Source organism: Flaviflagellibacter deserti, assembly GCF_042652085.1.
In the GTDB taxonomy this organism is placed as follows: domain Bacteria; phylum Pseudomonadota; class Alphaproteobacteria; order Rhizobiales; family Methylopilaceae; genus Flaviflagellibacter; species Flaviflagellibacter deserti.
Genome location: NZ_JBHSJF010000006.1, coordinates 1,072,640 through 1,084,199 on the forward strand (window position 1 = coordinate 1,072,640; position 11,560 = coordinate 1,084,199).

The 11,560-nt window shown below is 64.1% G+C and carries 12 protein-coding genes; 5 read left to right on the forward strand and 7 right to left on the reverse strand.

The features are described from left to right. The first annotated feature begins 16 nt into the window (after nucleotides 1-16). Nucleotides 17-1,531: a S8 family serine peptidase gene (locus ACFPFW_RS12165; RefSeq protein WP_114956049.1), complete on the forward strand. Its 1,515-nt coding sequence runs from the start codon at nucleotides 17-19 to the stop codon at nucleotides 1,529-1,531. On the opposite strand, the gene ACFPFW_RS12170 is transcribed toward ACFPFW_RS12165, so the two are convergent. Continuing rightward, nucleotides 1,528-2,283, reverse strand: a complete 756-nt coding sequence (locus ACFPFW_RS12170; protein ID WP_114956048.1) for a DUF502 domain-containing protein — start codon at nucleotides 2,281-2,283, stop codon at nucleotides 1,528-1,530. The two genes, ACFPFW_RS12165 and ACFPFW_RS12170, sit on opposite strands and share 4 nt — an antisense overlap. Nucleotides 2,284-2,378: 95 nt before the next feature. On the opposite strand from ACFPFW_RS12170, the gene ACFPFW_RS12175 reads away from it, so the two are divergent. Continuing rightward, on the forward strand, nucleotides 2,379-2,762 hold the full coding sequence (locus ACFPFW_RS12175) for a YbaN family protein (protein ID WP_114956193.1): 384 nt from the start codon (nucleotides 2,379-2,381) through the stop codon (nucleotides 2,760-2,762). Here ACFPFW_RS12175 and ACFPFW_RS12180 read toward each other — a convergent pair. From ACFPFW_RS12180 to glmU, 5 genes are all read right to left on the reverse strand, one after another. Then, nucleotides 2,759-3,397: a LysE family translocator gene (locus ACFPFW_RS12180; protein ID WP_162799606.1), complete on the reverse strand. Its 639-nt coding sequence runs from the start codon at nucleotides 3,395-3,397 to the stop codon at nucleotides 2,759-2,761. The genes ACFPFW_RS12175 and ACFPFW_RS12180 overlap by 4 nt on opposite strands. A 4-nt stretch (nucleotides 3,398-3,401) precedes the next feature. Beyond that, nucleotides 3,402-4,019, reverse strand: a complete 618-nt coding sequence (locus ACFPFW_RS12185; protein ID WP_114956046.1) for a LysE family translocator — start codon at nucleotides 4,017-4,019, stop codon at nucleotides 3,402-3,404. A 7-nt stretch (nucleotides 4,020-4,026) separates the two neighbouring features. After that, nucleotides 4,027-5,850, reverse strand: coding sequence for a glutamine--fructose-6-phosphate transaminase (isomerizing) (glmS, locus tag ACFPFW_RS12190; RefSeq protein WP_114956045.1), 1,824 nt, complete (start codon nucleotides 5,848-5,850; stop codon nucleotides 4,027-4,029). Nucleotides 5,851-5,923: 73 nt separating this feature from the next. Next, the gene (locus ACFPFW_RS12195) at nucleotides 5,924-6,562 is read right to left on the reverse strand and encodes a LysE family translocator (protein ID WP_114956044.1); all 639 of its coding nucleotides are present in this window, start codon (nucleotides 6,560-6,562) and stop codon (nucleotides 5,924-5,926) included. Continuing rightward, nucleotides 6,562-7,914 carry a bifunctional UDP-N-acetylglucosamine diphosphorylase/glucosamine-1-phosphate N-acetyltransferase GlmU gene (gene glmU, locus ACFPFW_RS12200; protein WP_114956043.1) on the reverse strand — a complete coding sequence of 451 codons (1,353 nt, stop codon included), beginning with the start codon at nucleotides 7,912-7,914 and terminating at the stop codon, nucleotides 6,562-6,564. Before glmU ends, ACFPFW_RS12195 begins: the two co-directional genes overlap by 1 nt. Before the next feature lie 88 nt (nucleotides 7,915-8,002). On the opposite strand from glmU, the gene ACFPFW_RS12205 reads away from it, so the two are divergent. Then, complete coding sequence (locus ACFPFW_RS12205) at nucleotides 8,003-8,896, forward strand: hypothetical protein (protein ID WP_162799605.1); 894 nt, start codon at nucleotides 8,003-8,005, stop codon at nucleotides 8,894-8,896. 52 nt (nucleotides 8,897-8,948) lie between these two features. Next, nucleotides 8,949-9,347 carry a hypothetical protein gene (locus tag ACFPFW_RS12210; RefSeq protein ID WP_114956041.1) on the forward strand — a complete coding sequence of 133 codons (399 nt, stop codon included), beginning with the start codon at nucleotides 8,949-8,951 and terminating at the stop codon, nucleotides 9,345-9,347. On the opposite strand, the gene ACFPFW_RS12215 is transcribed toward ACFPFW_RS12210, so the two are convergent. Beyond that, nucleotides 9,271-10,875 carry a glycoside hydrolase family 17 protein gene (locus ACFPFW_RS12215; protein ID WP_162799604.1) on the reverse strand — a complete coding sequence of 535 codons (1,605 nt, stop codon included), beginning with the start codon at nucleotides 10,873-10,875 and terminating at the stop codon, nucleotides 9,271-9,273. The two genes, ACFPFW_RS12210 and ACFPFW_RS12215, sit on opposite strands and share 77 nt — an antisense overlap. Before the next feature lie 146 nt (nucleotides 10,876-11,021). Between ACFPFW_RS12215 and ACFPFW_RS12220 the strand changes: the two genes are divergently transcribed. Then, on the forward strand, nucleotides 11,022-11,480 hold the full coding sequence (locus ACFPFW_RS12220; protein ID WP_162799603.1) for a hypothetical protein: 459 nt from the start codon (nucleotides 11,022-11,024) through the stop codon (nucleotides 11,478-11,480). The last annotated feature ends 80 nt before the right edge of the window (nucleotides 11,481-11,560 follow it).

Genomic DNA, 11,560 nt, shown 5'->3' on the forward strand with positions numbered 1-11,560 from the left:
TCCGGAGGATCGTCGGATGTCCAAGTTGCCTTACGCTCGTTCCAGCCTGTTCGGTCTGGCAATGTTCGGCGCCTGTCTCGCGACGGGCACCGCCTATGCGCAGTTCATCGCACTGCCGCCCGGTGGCGGCGGAATGGGCGGTCGCGGCGGCGGCTTCGAGATGTCCAACCCTTGCGAGTTCAACAGTTGCGGCGAGCGCTATCGTCCCCGCATGCCTCGGCGTCCTCCGGTCGTCGTCTACGAACAGTACGAGGACTTCCAGGAATTCCCGGTCGACGAGGCCCCGCCGCCTCGCAAGAAGCAGAAGGTCGCGCAGCCGAAGCCCGCGAAGGACAAGCAGAAGACCGTCAAGAAATCCGCCACCCAGGGCAATGCTCCGGTCGTTGCCGCGGCAGGCCCGCAGGACCGTCGCGTCCCGGACGAGGTGATTGTCGAGATTCCGCTCTCGGTTCAGCAGCCGGAGATCGACGAGCTCGCCCGCGAACAGAACATCCAGCAGCTGGGTTCGCAGGTCCTCGACCTGATGAACACTCGCATCCATCGCTGGCGCATTACCGACCAGCGTTCCGTCGACACGGTCGCGCAGACGCTCGCCGCCGACCGCCGCGTGGCCTCGGCGCAGCCGAACCATCTCTATAGGCTGCAGGAAACGGCTAAGGGAGCCGCGCCGCAATATGCGGTCACGAAGCTGAACCTGGATGAAGCGCATCGCATTACGCGGGGTGAGACTGCACTCGTTGCCGTCATCGATTCCGGCATCGACGCGGGTCACGAGGAGCTCGCGGGCATCGTTACCGACAGCTTCGACGCGGTCGGCGGCACCTTCGAGCCACATCCGCACGGCACCGGCATGGCAGGTGCGATCGCGTCGCACAGCCGTTTGATGGGGAGCGCTCCGTCAGCGCATATTCTCGCGGTCCGCGCCTTCGCCCCATCGGCGAACGGCGGCGACGGCACGACCTTCGACGTCGTGCGCAGCATGGATTGGGCTGCGACCCGGGGCGCCAAGGTTTTCAATCTCAGCTTCGCAGGGCCGCGCGACTCGCTTCTGTCCCGCGCCGTGCAGGCGTTGCTGTCGCGCAACATCATCGTGGTCGCCGCTGCCGGCAATGCTGGTCCGAAGTCCCCGCCCCTGTTTCCCGGTGCCGAGCCCGGCGTGATCGCCGTGACGGCGACCGACGCCAAGGACGGCATCATGCCGCTCGCCAATCGCGGCTCTTACGTTTCGGTCGCTGCTCCGGGTGTCGACATCCTGCTGCCCGCCCCGAAAGCGAGCTACGCGATCTCCTCCGGCACGTCGGTCGCGGCCGCTTACGTCAGCGGTATCGCTGCCCTGATGCTCTCGGTCGAACCGGATCTCGACGGCAAGGAAGTCTCTGAGATCCTGCGTGGCACCGCCCGTGATCTCGGCCCGAAGGGCAAGGACAACGACTTCGGCGCGGGCCTGGCCGATCCCGTCAAGGCGCTGAACGCAATGGCGCCGGTGACACAGGCCGTGGCTGCGCCCGGAGAGGCGGCGCCCGTGCGTTAAGCCGGATTCCCGGGCTCCGGCCCGGAAATCCCATTCTCGATGCGCCTCGGAAGCTCGGGCTTCGCCTGCGGCTGGATGATGCCCATCGACATGATCACCTTGAAAACCTCGTCGGGCGAGATATCGATTTCCGTCACCCGGCTCTCGTGCATCACGACGAAATAGCCGGTGGTCGGATTGGGCGAGCACGGCACGAAGATGTTGAGATAGCCCGGGTTCGGCAGTGCGGCGGCGAGCTGGCCGTTGGTCTCGCCGGCGATCAGGCAGAGCGACCACATTCCCGGGCCCGGCCACTCGATCATTCCGACGCGGCGGAAGCTCGTCCCATCCTGCTTGAACACCGTCTCGAATATCTGCTTCACGCCTTTGTAGACGCTGCGGACAAACGGCATCTGGTCGAGGATGCGCTCGCCGAAATCGATCAGCGTCCGTCCGAGGATGTTCGCTGTGAGGAAGCCGAGCAGCGTCAGTCCAACGAGGGCCGCGAGAATGCCGACGCCGGGGACGGAGATGTTGAGATAGGTCTCAGGGTTATAGGCCGCCGGGATGAGGGGTCGGACCCAGCCGTCAATCAGGTCGATCAGCCAGAGCGTGATGTAGAAGGTGATCGCCAAAGGGCCGGCAACGAGCAGGCCGGTGAAGAAGTAAGTCCTTAGCCGAGCCCCGAATCCCCGGCTCGGGGCTGGACTGGGCGGCTGACTGAGCGACGCCAGGATCGGCTCAATCGATTCCGGCTTCGGGTTCTCGTTCATCACGTTCCTAACCGACTATATGGCAACACATTGGAATCGTTCCGATCTTCGCGGCAAGCCTTGCCACGCCATCTTGCCCGCGCATTATGACGCCCATGACCGAGCCGCGCACCTTCGCAATGACAGCCGGACGCCACCTGCTGTTTGTCCTGGGCTGCGTCCTGCTCGTGGTCGGCATCGCAGGCCTGATCCTGCCGCTGCTTCCAGGCACCGTATTCCTTATCCTTGCCGCAGCCTGTTTCGCCCGGTCCTCGCCGCGATTCGAGAACTGGCTCGTCACGCATCCGAAATTCGGGCCAAGCGTGGTTGCGTGGCGGGAAACTGGCACGATTCCCGTCCGCGCCAAGATTATCGCGATCTCGATGATGGCGCTGTCCTTCGTCTTGACCTGGCTCGCCCACGCATCGCCGATCGCACTCGCCTTTGCCGGCGCGGGCCTCTCTGTCGCCGCGATCTATGTCGGGACACGCCCGTCCTAGACCCGGGTGAAGACTTCGCGGCGCACTTCGTCCGCAAGCTTGATACCGAGCGCGACCATCACCACCCCGGTCACCCGGTCGATCCAGCGGGTGAAGCGCTGGTACTGCTTCTTGGCCGGGCCGCTGGACAGCAACAGAGCGAGTGACGCGTACCAGCCGAACGCCTCGATAGTGATGACAACGATGACCGCCGCGTAGAACCAAAGCGGCGCATGCGCCGGGACGAGGACGATGAACACCGACGTCCAGAAGGCGGCCCCCTTCGGATTGCTGAGATTGGTTAGCAGCCCGGTCATGTAAGGCGAGCGCGTGATCTTCGGCTTGCCGGTTTCGTCATCGGCGGCAACCGGGCCGCTCAGGAAAATGCGGATACCGGCATAGATCAGATAGACCGCCGCGACGAGCCGCAGGACACGATAGAGAGTGCCTGCTTCGAGCAGAAGTACACCCACGCCGCACAGGCTAAGCGTAACCCACGCAATGGTTCCCGTCGCCACGCCAAAGCTCGCGGTCAGGCCGGCACGTCGCGAGACGCTCGCCGAGAGATGGCTGACGACCAAAGTGTTTGGCCCCGGCAGGATCGCCGCAAGGATGTAGACGGCGGCGAGATTGATCAGGCTGTGCAGCAGGTCCATCGGGTTACTTGTTCCGTGCGAGCGCGAGGCCGACGCCTGCGCCGATGAGAAGGCCGCCCGACACGCGGTTGCGGAGCCTGCCATGCGAGGCAAGCAGGGTCCTCGCCCGCCCGGCCACGAGCGCCCACGAACCGTCGATCAGGATCGCGATGGCCAGGAACGTCAGCGACAGCACGACCACCTGCGGACCGGGCGCGGCTCCCGTATCGAGAAACTGCGGGAAGAACGCGCCATAGAAGACGAGCGTCTTAGGATTTGTCAGCGAAACGAGCAGCGCGCGCAGGAAGATCGCACGCCTGGACTTCGGCTCGGGCACGGTCCTGGTCAGATCGACCGGCATCGCGCGCCACTGCTGGATGCCGAGCCAGATGAGATAGACGACGCCGATCCAGCGAATCCATTCGAACCAGAAGCCCAGCGTGCCCATCATTCCGGTCAGGCCCAGGGAGGCGAGCGCCAGTTGCGGAACCATCGCGGAGCTGGTTCCGGCAACCGTCAACAGACCGTAGCGAGGTCCGTAAGCCACACTGTTCGCGACGATCAGGGCAACGTTCGGTCCCGGAATGAGCGCCAGCACGACTACCGCCGCGACGAAGGCAAGGTAGAGCCCGGGATCGATCATCGCGTGCTCACTCCACCGTGACTGATTTCGCGAGGTTGCGAGGCTGGTCGACGTCCGTGCCCATAAAGACCGCCGTATGATAGGCGAGCAGCTGCATGGGGATGGCGTAGATCAGCGGCGACACGAACGCATAGGACGTCGGCACGATCAAAGTCTCGAACGTCTCGCCGGCAACGATCGCGCCCTCGGCGTCGGTGATCAGAACGACCTTGCCGCCGCGCGCCTGCACCTCCTGCATATTCGAGACGGTCTTCTCGAACAGCTGGTCGAACGGCGCGACGACGACGACCGGCACGTCCTCGTCGATAAGCGCGATCGGCCCGTGCTTGAGCTCGCCGGCAGCATAGCCCTCGGCGTGGATGTAGGAGATTTCCTTGAGCTTGAGCGCACCTTCGAGCGCGATCGGATAGCTCGTGCCGCGGCCGAGATAGAGAGCGTCGCGCGAATGCGCGAAGGTCTTGGCCAGTCTCTCGATCTGCGGCTCGAGCTTCAGCGTCTCAGTCATCAGTCGCGGCACCTCGATCAGCGCGTTGACGAGACGGAATTCATCCTCGGCCGTCAGTACCTTGCGTGCCCGCCCGGCGGCAACCGCGAGCGCGGCAAGCGTCGCAAGCTGGCAGGTGAAGGCCTTGGTCGACGCCACGCCGATCTCGGGGCCGGCAAGCGTCGGCAGGACGGCGTCGGAGTCGCGCGCGATCGTCGATGTCGGCACGTTGCAGACGCTGGCGATCTGCATGCCCTGCTCGCGGCAATGGCGTAAAGTCGCAAGCGTGTCGGCCGTCTCGCCGGACTGCGAGATCATGATCGCAAGCCCGCCCTCTTTCAGCGGCGGCTCGCGGTAGCGGAATTCGGAGGCGATATCGATGTCGACCGGCATCCGCGCGAACTTCTCGAACCAGTAGCGGGCGACGAGACCGGCATAGAAGGCCGTGCCACAGGCCGAGATGGCCAGGCGATCGAGCGTCGCGAAATCGATACCGTCCGGCACCCTGGCACGCATGTTCGCCATGTCGAGGTGATGCGCGAGCGTGTGGCCGACGACCTCCGGCTGCTCGGCGATCTCCTTCGCCATGAAGTGCCGGTAATTGCCCTTGTCGATCATCGCCGCATTGGCGAGCGAGCGCTGGACGGGACGAGAGACGGCGACGCCCGAACCGTCGCAGTCGCGGACCTTCACGCCACGGCGGGTGACGATCGCGCAGTCGCCATCGTTGAGATAGGAAATCTGGTCGGTGAACGGCGCGAGCGCAATGGCGTCCGAGCCGAAGAACATCTCGCCGTCGCCATAGCCGACCGCGAGAGGGCTGCCCCGGCGGGCGCCTATCATCAGATCGTCCTCTCCCTTGAACAGGAAGACGAGCGCGAACGCACCACGAAGGCGGGCAAGCACGGCAGCAACCGCCAGCTCGGGCGTCTTGCCGGCATCCAGCTCCCGGTTGACCATCTGCGCCACGACCTCGGTGTCGGTGTCGCTCTGGAAGTTCACTCCGAAGTCGAGGAGCTCTTCTTTCAGTTCGCGGAAGTTCTCAATGATGCCGTTATGGACGACCGCCACACGCTCTGTCGCATGGGGGTGGGCGTTCCGCTCGTTCGGCGCGCCATGAGTCGCCCAGCGGGTGTGGCCGATGCCGGCGAAGCCGCTGAGCGGCTCCAGCTCCAGCTTCTCCTCGAGGAATTTCAGTTTGCCCGGAGCGCGGCGGCGCTCGAGTTCGCCGCGTTCGAGAGTGGCGACGCCGGCTGAATCGTAGCCTCGGTATTCCAGCCGCTTCAGCGCATCGACGATCTGCGGCGCGACAGGTTTAGACCCTAGAATTCCAACGATACCGCACATACGATTCTAGTCTCCGACCGGATGCTGGATGGTCTACGCCAGCCGGGACGATCCGGCAAAATAACAAAGCTTTTCAGAATAACACTTCGGGCCTGCGCGTTTCCCAGGCCAGCCAGCCGGCTATGACGACAAGCAGAAGCGAAAGAACACGGCGGATCATTCTTGATCTGTCGCCGGCTATGTAGGCGCCCGCATGGGCGGCCACCAGCACGACGGACGCATGCACCGCCGTCGCGACGAGTACGTAGATCAGGCCGAGCACCGCGAGTTGGACGAACAAGGAGCCACGCTCCGGCTCTAGGAAGCGCGGCATCACCGCAACGAAGAACAGCACCGATTTAGGATTCAGCACATTGGTGACGAAGCCACGCCAGAACAGGCCGCGATGATCCTCGACGGACGCCGTGCGAGCCGGCGAATTCTCCGTGCTCTCGGTCCAGCCCTCATAGGCGAGCCAGAGCAGGAACACGACGCCGGCCCAGCGCAGGATCTCATAGACGATCGCCGACGAGGCGATCAGCGCGCCCACCCCGAACGCCGCAGCGATCGCGTGAACCGACAGGCCCATCGCGACCCCGGCGGTCGCCGCCAGTCCTGCTGCGCGCCCGCGTGTCAGGGACAGGGTCGCGAGATAGCCCATGTTCGGTCCAGGCGTGATCTCGATGACGAATACCGCGAGCAGGAAGTTCGGGAGCTGCGCGTCGAATGCCATCAATCGTGGCTGAGCTTCGGTGGCGCGCTCTTGCGGCGCTCGTCCGCCCAGCCCTCCTTGTTGACCTGCCGACCGCGCGCGATGCCGAGAGCATTGGCAGGAACGTCGTCGGTGATGACGCTGCCGGTTGCGATATAGGCTCCCTCGCCCACCGTCACCGGAGCGACCAGGGCAGAGTTCACACCGATGAACGAACCCGCGCCGATCTCGGTGCGATGCTTGCGGACGCCGTCGTAGTTACAGGTGATAGCGCCCGCGCCGATATTCGCGTCGCGGCCGACGTGGGCGTCGCCGATATAGGCCAGGTGATTGACCTTCACGTTTTCGTCCAGGATCGCGTTCTTGATCTCGACAAAATTGCCGATGCGGGTTTTTTCCGCGAGCGAGGCACCGGGGCGAAGCCGGGCGAACGGCCCAAGCGAAACGCCGCGTCCGACATGCGCGCCTTCGAGATGGCAGAAGGAATGGATGACGACATTGTCCTCGACGCGGACGCCGGGCCCGAACACGACGTTCGGTTCGACGATCACGTCATGTCCGAGCACGGTGTCGGCGGAGAAGAATACGGTTTCCGGGGCGATGAGCGTCACCCCTTGTTCCAGAGCAGCCGAGCGCAGCCGCTTCTGAAATTCCGCCTCGACGGCGGCAAGCTGTGCCTTTGTATTGACGCCCTGGACCTCAGCTTCGGAAGCCTCGAGCGCGACGGCACGAAGACCTTTCTGGCGCGCGATCTCGACGACGTCGGTCAGATAATATTCGCTCTTGGCGTTGTCGTTCCCAACCGTCTCGATCAGCGAGAGAGCGCTCTTGCCCGCGATCGCCATCAGCCCAGCATTGCAGAACCGGATCGCGCGCTCCTCGTCCGTCGCGTCTTTCTCCTCGCGGATTGCTGTCAGTTGGCCATCCTTCACGACGAGGCGCCCATAGCCGAACGGGTTCTCGGCCTGAAAGCCCAGTACGACGACATCCGCGCCGTCCGCCAGCGCTTCGCGCATGCGCGTCAGCGTCTCGGGCTTGACCAGCGGCGTATCGGCAAAGGCGATCAACAGATCATCGGCGGGCTTAGTCAGAACGTCTCGGGCCGCCAGCACCGCATGGGCGGTCCCGAGCCGTTCGCGCTGGACGAAGATCGCGGAGTCGGCCGCGTATTTCCTCGCCTCTCCGGCAACGTCTTCCCGCCCCGGCCCGACGACGACAGCAAGCCTCTCCGCGCCGGCGTCCCGCGCCGAACTCAACGTATGCCCGAGCAGGGAGCGTCCGGCAGCGGCATGGAGCACTTTCGGAAGAGACGAACGCATGCGCGTCCCCTCGCCGGCTGCGAGGATCACCGTCAGACAAGTTCGGCTGCTCATATCCTGTGTGTCTCCAGCCCGATTCTACATTCGGCGGATGCGCGAATCATGCAAACGCCGTCTAGTGTCCGCGTCCTGATTGGATCCTATGGCCGTGACTGACCAGGCTGCTCAACCAGAACCCGTCCGCCGTCCCAAGCCGTCGCCGCTCATCGAGCGGCTGGCGCGTTCGGACGCGACGTCGTCTCTACACGTGGTCTGGGGGTTTTTCACCATCGCAGCGGTGATCTCCGCAATAGGTGTGTGTTTCATGCCCGGCGCGGACCGCCGCATATCGGTGGCGATGACGACGCCCGTCAACATAGACCTGCCGGACATTCCGATGCGCGCCGAGCGCATGGAATCGACGGAGAGCATGCTGACTAGGTTCGACAAGGATCCGCAGCAGATCGAGAACGATCGCCTCCTCGCACGCGTCAAGGCGCTCGAAGAGCAGTTGAGCGGTATTACCGGTTCGATCGCCAAACAGGCGTCGCAGCAGGCCGGTAGCACGCCGCAGATGCGGTCGAGCGCGACGCCTTCGGTCAGCCAGCCGCCTGCTCAGGTGCCGCCGATGGCGACCCCGCAGGTGCCGCCGGCTCCGGCGCCACTGGCAATTCCTGCGGCCCCACCACCCGTCCAGGCAGCCCCTGCGCCGCCGGCCCTCGCCCCGCTTCCCGCCACGACCGCACCGGTTCAGACCACCGCTGCGCCAGCTCCTTCACCAATCAGCCGGACCTCGTTTGGCCTCGACCTCGCCAAGGACACGTCGCTCGGCGCTTTGCGCGCCAAGTGGGAGCAGCTCCGCAAGAAACACAAGATGCTGGAGAAGCTGTCGCCCCAGGTGACGATCCGCGACGCCAACGGCAGCGTCGAGCTTCACCTCGTTGTCGGCCCGTACATCAATGCCGCCGACGCGGCGAAGACGTGCGCGGCCCTGATCGCGGCCGGAACACCCTGTGACGGCGGACTATATGACGGTCAGTCGCTGCCGCCGGGCTAGGATTTTTCAGTTCGGCCCGCTATGGCTCTGGCCCTCTTCGAGTGCGGGACCAATGATCCGTTCAACCACTGCCTGGCGGCCGAGCAAGTCCTCGGCACTGATCCTCGTCGTCGTCGGCGCGCTATCGCTCTCACTGGCGCTCTACACCCGCTACTGGATCATTGAGCCGTCGGCAGTCGGCCTCGCATGTCAGGCGGGCGCGAAGACACTCACCTGCTTCTATCGTGGTGGCGTCATCTTCCTGTTCGAATATCTCGTGCTTGGCAGCATCGCTGTCGCGGCAGCCGCCATCACGCTCGCGCGTCCGTCCGTGCTCGGCTTCGCTATCGCACTTGCCTTCGGCCTTTACGGCGTCGTCGTCCAGAACACCCAGCTCAGCGCGCTGGCACTGGCGCTGTTGCCGCTCGTGTTTGCACGACCCGCCCGAGCCACAAAGCCCCAGCCAGGATAAGCAAGACTACCGACAGCGCGACCGCGTCAAGATTGACGATCCGCTCCTCGATAACGATAGCGACCGCACAAGCAGTCAGGATCAGCGCGAACATCCGCTCGCTCAAACCTGCCTCACGCGGCGCGAGCAGGCTGACCAATAGAAGACTGGCGGCGGGGCCGACCAGCGTCGCGTATTCGAACTGCCGATACCGGGCATCAAAGGCCAGGCCGAGCGCGAAATAGGTCGCAAGTACCGCCGTCGCGGCGACGGCCAGAGTAAGGCTACGCTGAAACCCTGTCGCTCGGCCGGGGCCGAAGACCTGTTCCAGCCTGGCCGCCCCAACGCCACGGCCGATTGCCGCAGCCGCCAGGACAGGCACTCCGGCGGCCACCGCCAGATAGAGGATCGAGCGCACCAGTTCGAAGGTCGAACGCGCGCCGACCGCCTGCATATGAACTGTGAGGCCGAGCGCTCCGCCCGCGACGGTCGCGATTGCGGCCACCGCCAGCCAGGACCTCGTTTCCGACAGACGCCAGCCGGCCGCCGCGAAAATCAGGATTGACAGCGCGCATCCGATCGCCGCCTGCCATATCCAGCCGGGATGGTTCGAAATCGGTTCGCCCCATTGGAATTTCGGTTCGCGACTATCGGCGTCGAGCAGGCCCCAATAACCGCCGGCTGTGCCTTCGAGCAGCCGCTTCCAAGGCTGGTCAAACGCCTCGATCAGATTGACCTCGACGCCGCTTTTCTTCTCGAAGGCCAGGATGTCGTGCAGGACGCGCGCCTGCGCCGCAGGTGTGGAGCGGCTTTCCCAGCGTGAACGGCCCTCGCTCGGCCAGCCGGTCTCGCCAATGAGAATACGCTTGCCCGGGAATTCCTCGCCGACATGGGCGCGGATTTCGTCGATGTGCGCGCCTGCGAGCTCCGCCGCGACCGGCTCATCCTCCCAATAAGGAAGGATATGGACCGTCACGATATCGACGTCGTTCGCCAGCGCCTTGTGGCGGAGCCAAAACTCCCAGACATCGGCATAGGTCGTCGGAACCGAGACCCGCGATTTGACCTCGCGAAGAATCTTTCCGAGATTTTCTTCGCTCTGCTCACCCCGCAGCAGCACCTCGTTGCCGATGATGAGGAGCTTGACGACATCTTTATAGGCGTTCGTCAGGTCTACGGCCGTCTCAATCTGCTTGCGGTTGTCGATGTCCTTACGGCCGATCCAGATGCCGAGCATGACCTGAAGCCCATGCTTGCGCGCGAGCTCCGGGACCACCTGCAGACCCTGGTCGACGGCGTAAAGTCGGACGCAATCTGTGATCTTGCTTAACCGCGCGAAATCGTCGTCGATCTGCTCTTTCGGAATGACGATCGTTTCGGTGAACGGAGACTGTCCCCGCCTGAACGGCGCATAGGAAACGCATGGCACCTTTGCGTTTTCAGCAAGCGGCGACGGCGGCATGTCGATCGGACGCCCCATCCACCACCAAAAGCCGGCTATGAGGGCGATCGAGAGAGCAAGAAGCGCTAAAGACAGGCGAAATGGCACGTCGGCCTCACTTTGGATTTGCCGGTCGATAAACATTTAGAGTTTAATTCTCAAGCGGGTGGCGCTTGTCGGGACTTGTCGCGAAAGCGACAAACTTGTCGGTGCATCTGTCCCAAATTCCCTCCGGCTGGGCGTCAGTTCCTAAAATGCGTTCATTGTTCCCTGCGTATCTCTTCGCCGGCGCGCTCGCGCTGTGCTCTTCCAGCCTTCCGGTCCTGGCCCAATCCGCCAAGCCAGCGGAACCCGCCGCAACGCCGGCGGCGCCCGCCCAGACGCCTGCCACTTCGCCCACGCAAGCGCCCGCCGCCGCTCCTGCCGCGGCAACCACGCCCGCGGAAAAGCCCGACATCGTCGCCCAACCCTGGCGACGCGCGGAATGCGAGTGGACCGGCCAACGCATCATGAGCTTGCTGTGGCGGGACGATGTGAACACGGCTCGCGAGCAGAACCGTTTCTATGAAATGTTTGGCTGCCCGGCCGCTCATCTTCCTGTCGCATTTCGGTGCGTAATCGAGGAGAGCGAGAGCAAACCGGACCAGAATGACTTGAACGCCCGAGTCTACAGCTGCTGGACCAATCCCGAAAAGCGACCTGCCCAAGAATAAAGCAGCGGCTTTTGGGCGCAGATGGATCCAGATGCACGGTTCGGCCGTTCATATGCGGTTCAGTACTGCCCTGCCAAAGC

Bases quoted from the DNA above. Each gene is read 5' to 3' on its own strand.
- ACFPFW_RS12165 (WP_114956049.1), top strand. From the start codon at position 17: ATGTCCAAGTTGCCTTACGCTCGTTCCAGCCTGTTCGGTCTGGCAATG.
- ACFPFW_RS12170 (WP_114956048.1), bottom strand. From the start codon at position 2,283: ATGAACGAGAACCCGAAGCCGGAATCGATTGAGCCGATCCTGGCGTCG.
- ACFPFW_RS12175 (WP_114956193.1), top strand. From the start codon at position 2,379: ATGACCGAGCCGCGCACCTTCGCAATGACAGCCGGACGCCACCTGCTG.
- ACFPFW_RS12180 (WP_162799606.1), bottom strand. From the start codon at position 3,397: ATGGACCTGCTGCACAGCCTGATCAATCTCGCCGCCGTCTACATCCTT.
- ACFPFW_RS12185 (WP_114956046.1), bottom strand. From the start codon at position 4,019: ATGATCGATCCCGGGCTCTACCTTGCCTTCGTCGCGGCGGTAGTCGTG.
- glmS (WP_114956045.1), bottom strand. From the start codon at position 5,850: ATGTGCGGTATCGTTGGAATTCTAGGGTCTAAACCTGTCGCGCCGCAG.
- ACFPFW_RS12195 (WP_114956044.1), bottom strand. From the start codon at position 6,562: ATGGCATTCGACGCGCAGCTCCCGAACTTCCTGCTCGCGGTATTCGTC.
- glmU (WP_114956043.1), bottom strand. From the start codon at position 7,914: ATGAGCAGCCGAACTTGTCTGACGGTGATCCTCGCAGCCGGCGAGGGG.
- ACFPFW_RS12205 (WP_162799605.1), top strand. From the start codon at position 8,003: ATGGCCGTGACTGACCAGGCTGCTCAACCAGAACCCGTCCGCCGTCCC.
- ACFPFW_RS12210 (WP_114956041.1), top strand. From the start codon at position 8,949: ATGATCCGTTCAACCACTGCCTGGCGGCCGAGCAAGTCCTCGGCACTG.
- ACFPFW_RS12220 (WP_162799603.1), top strand. From the start codon at position 11,022: ATGCGTTCATTGTTCCCTGCGTATCTCTTCGCCGGCGCGCTCGCGCTG.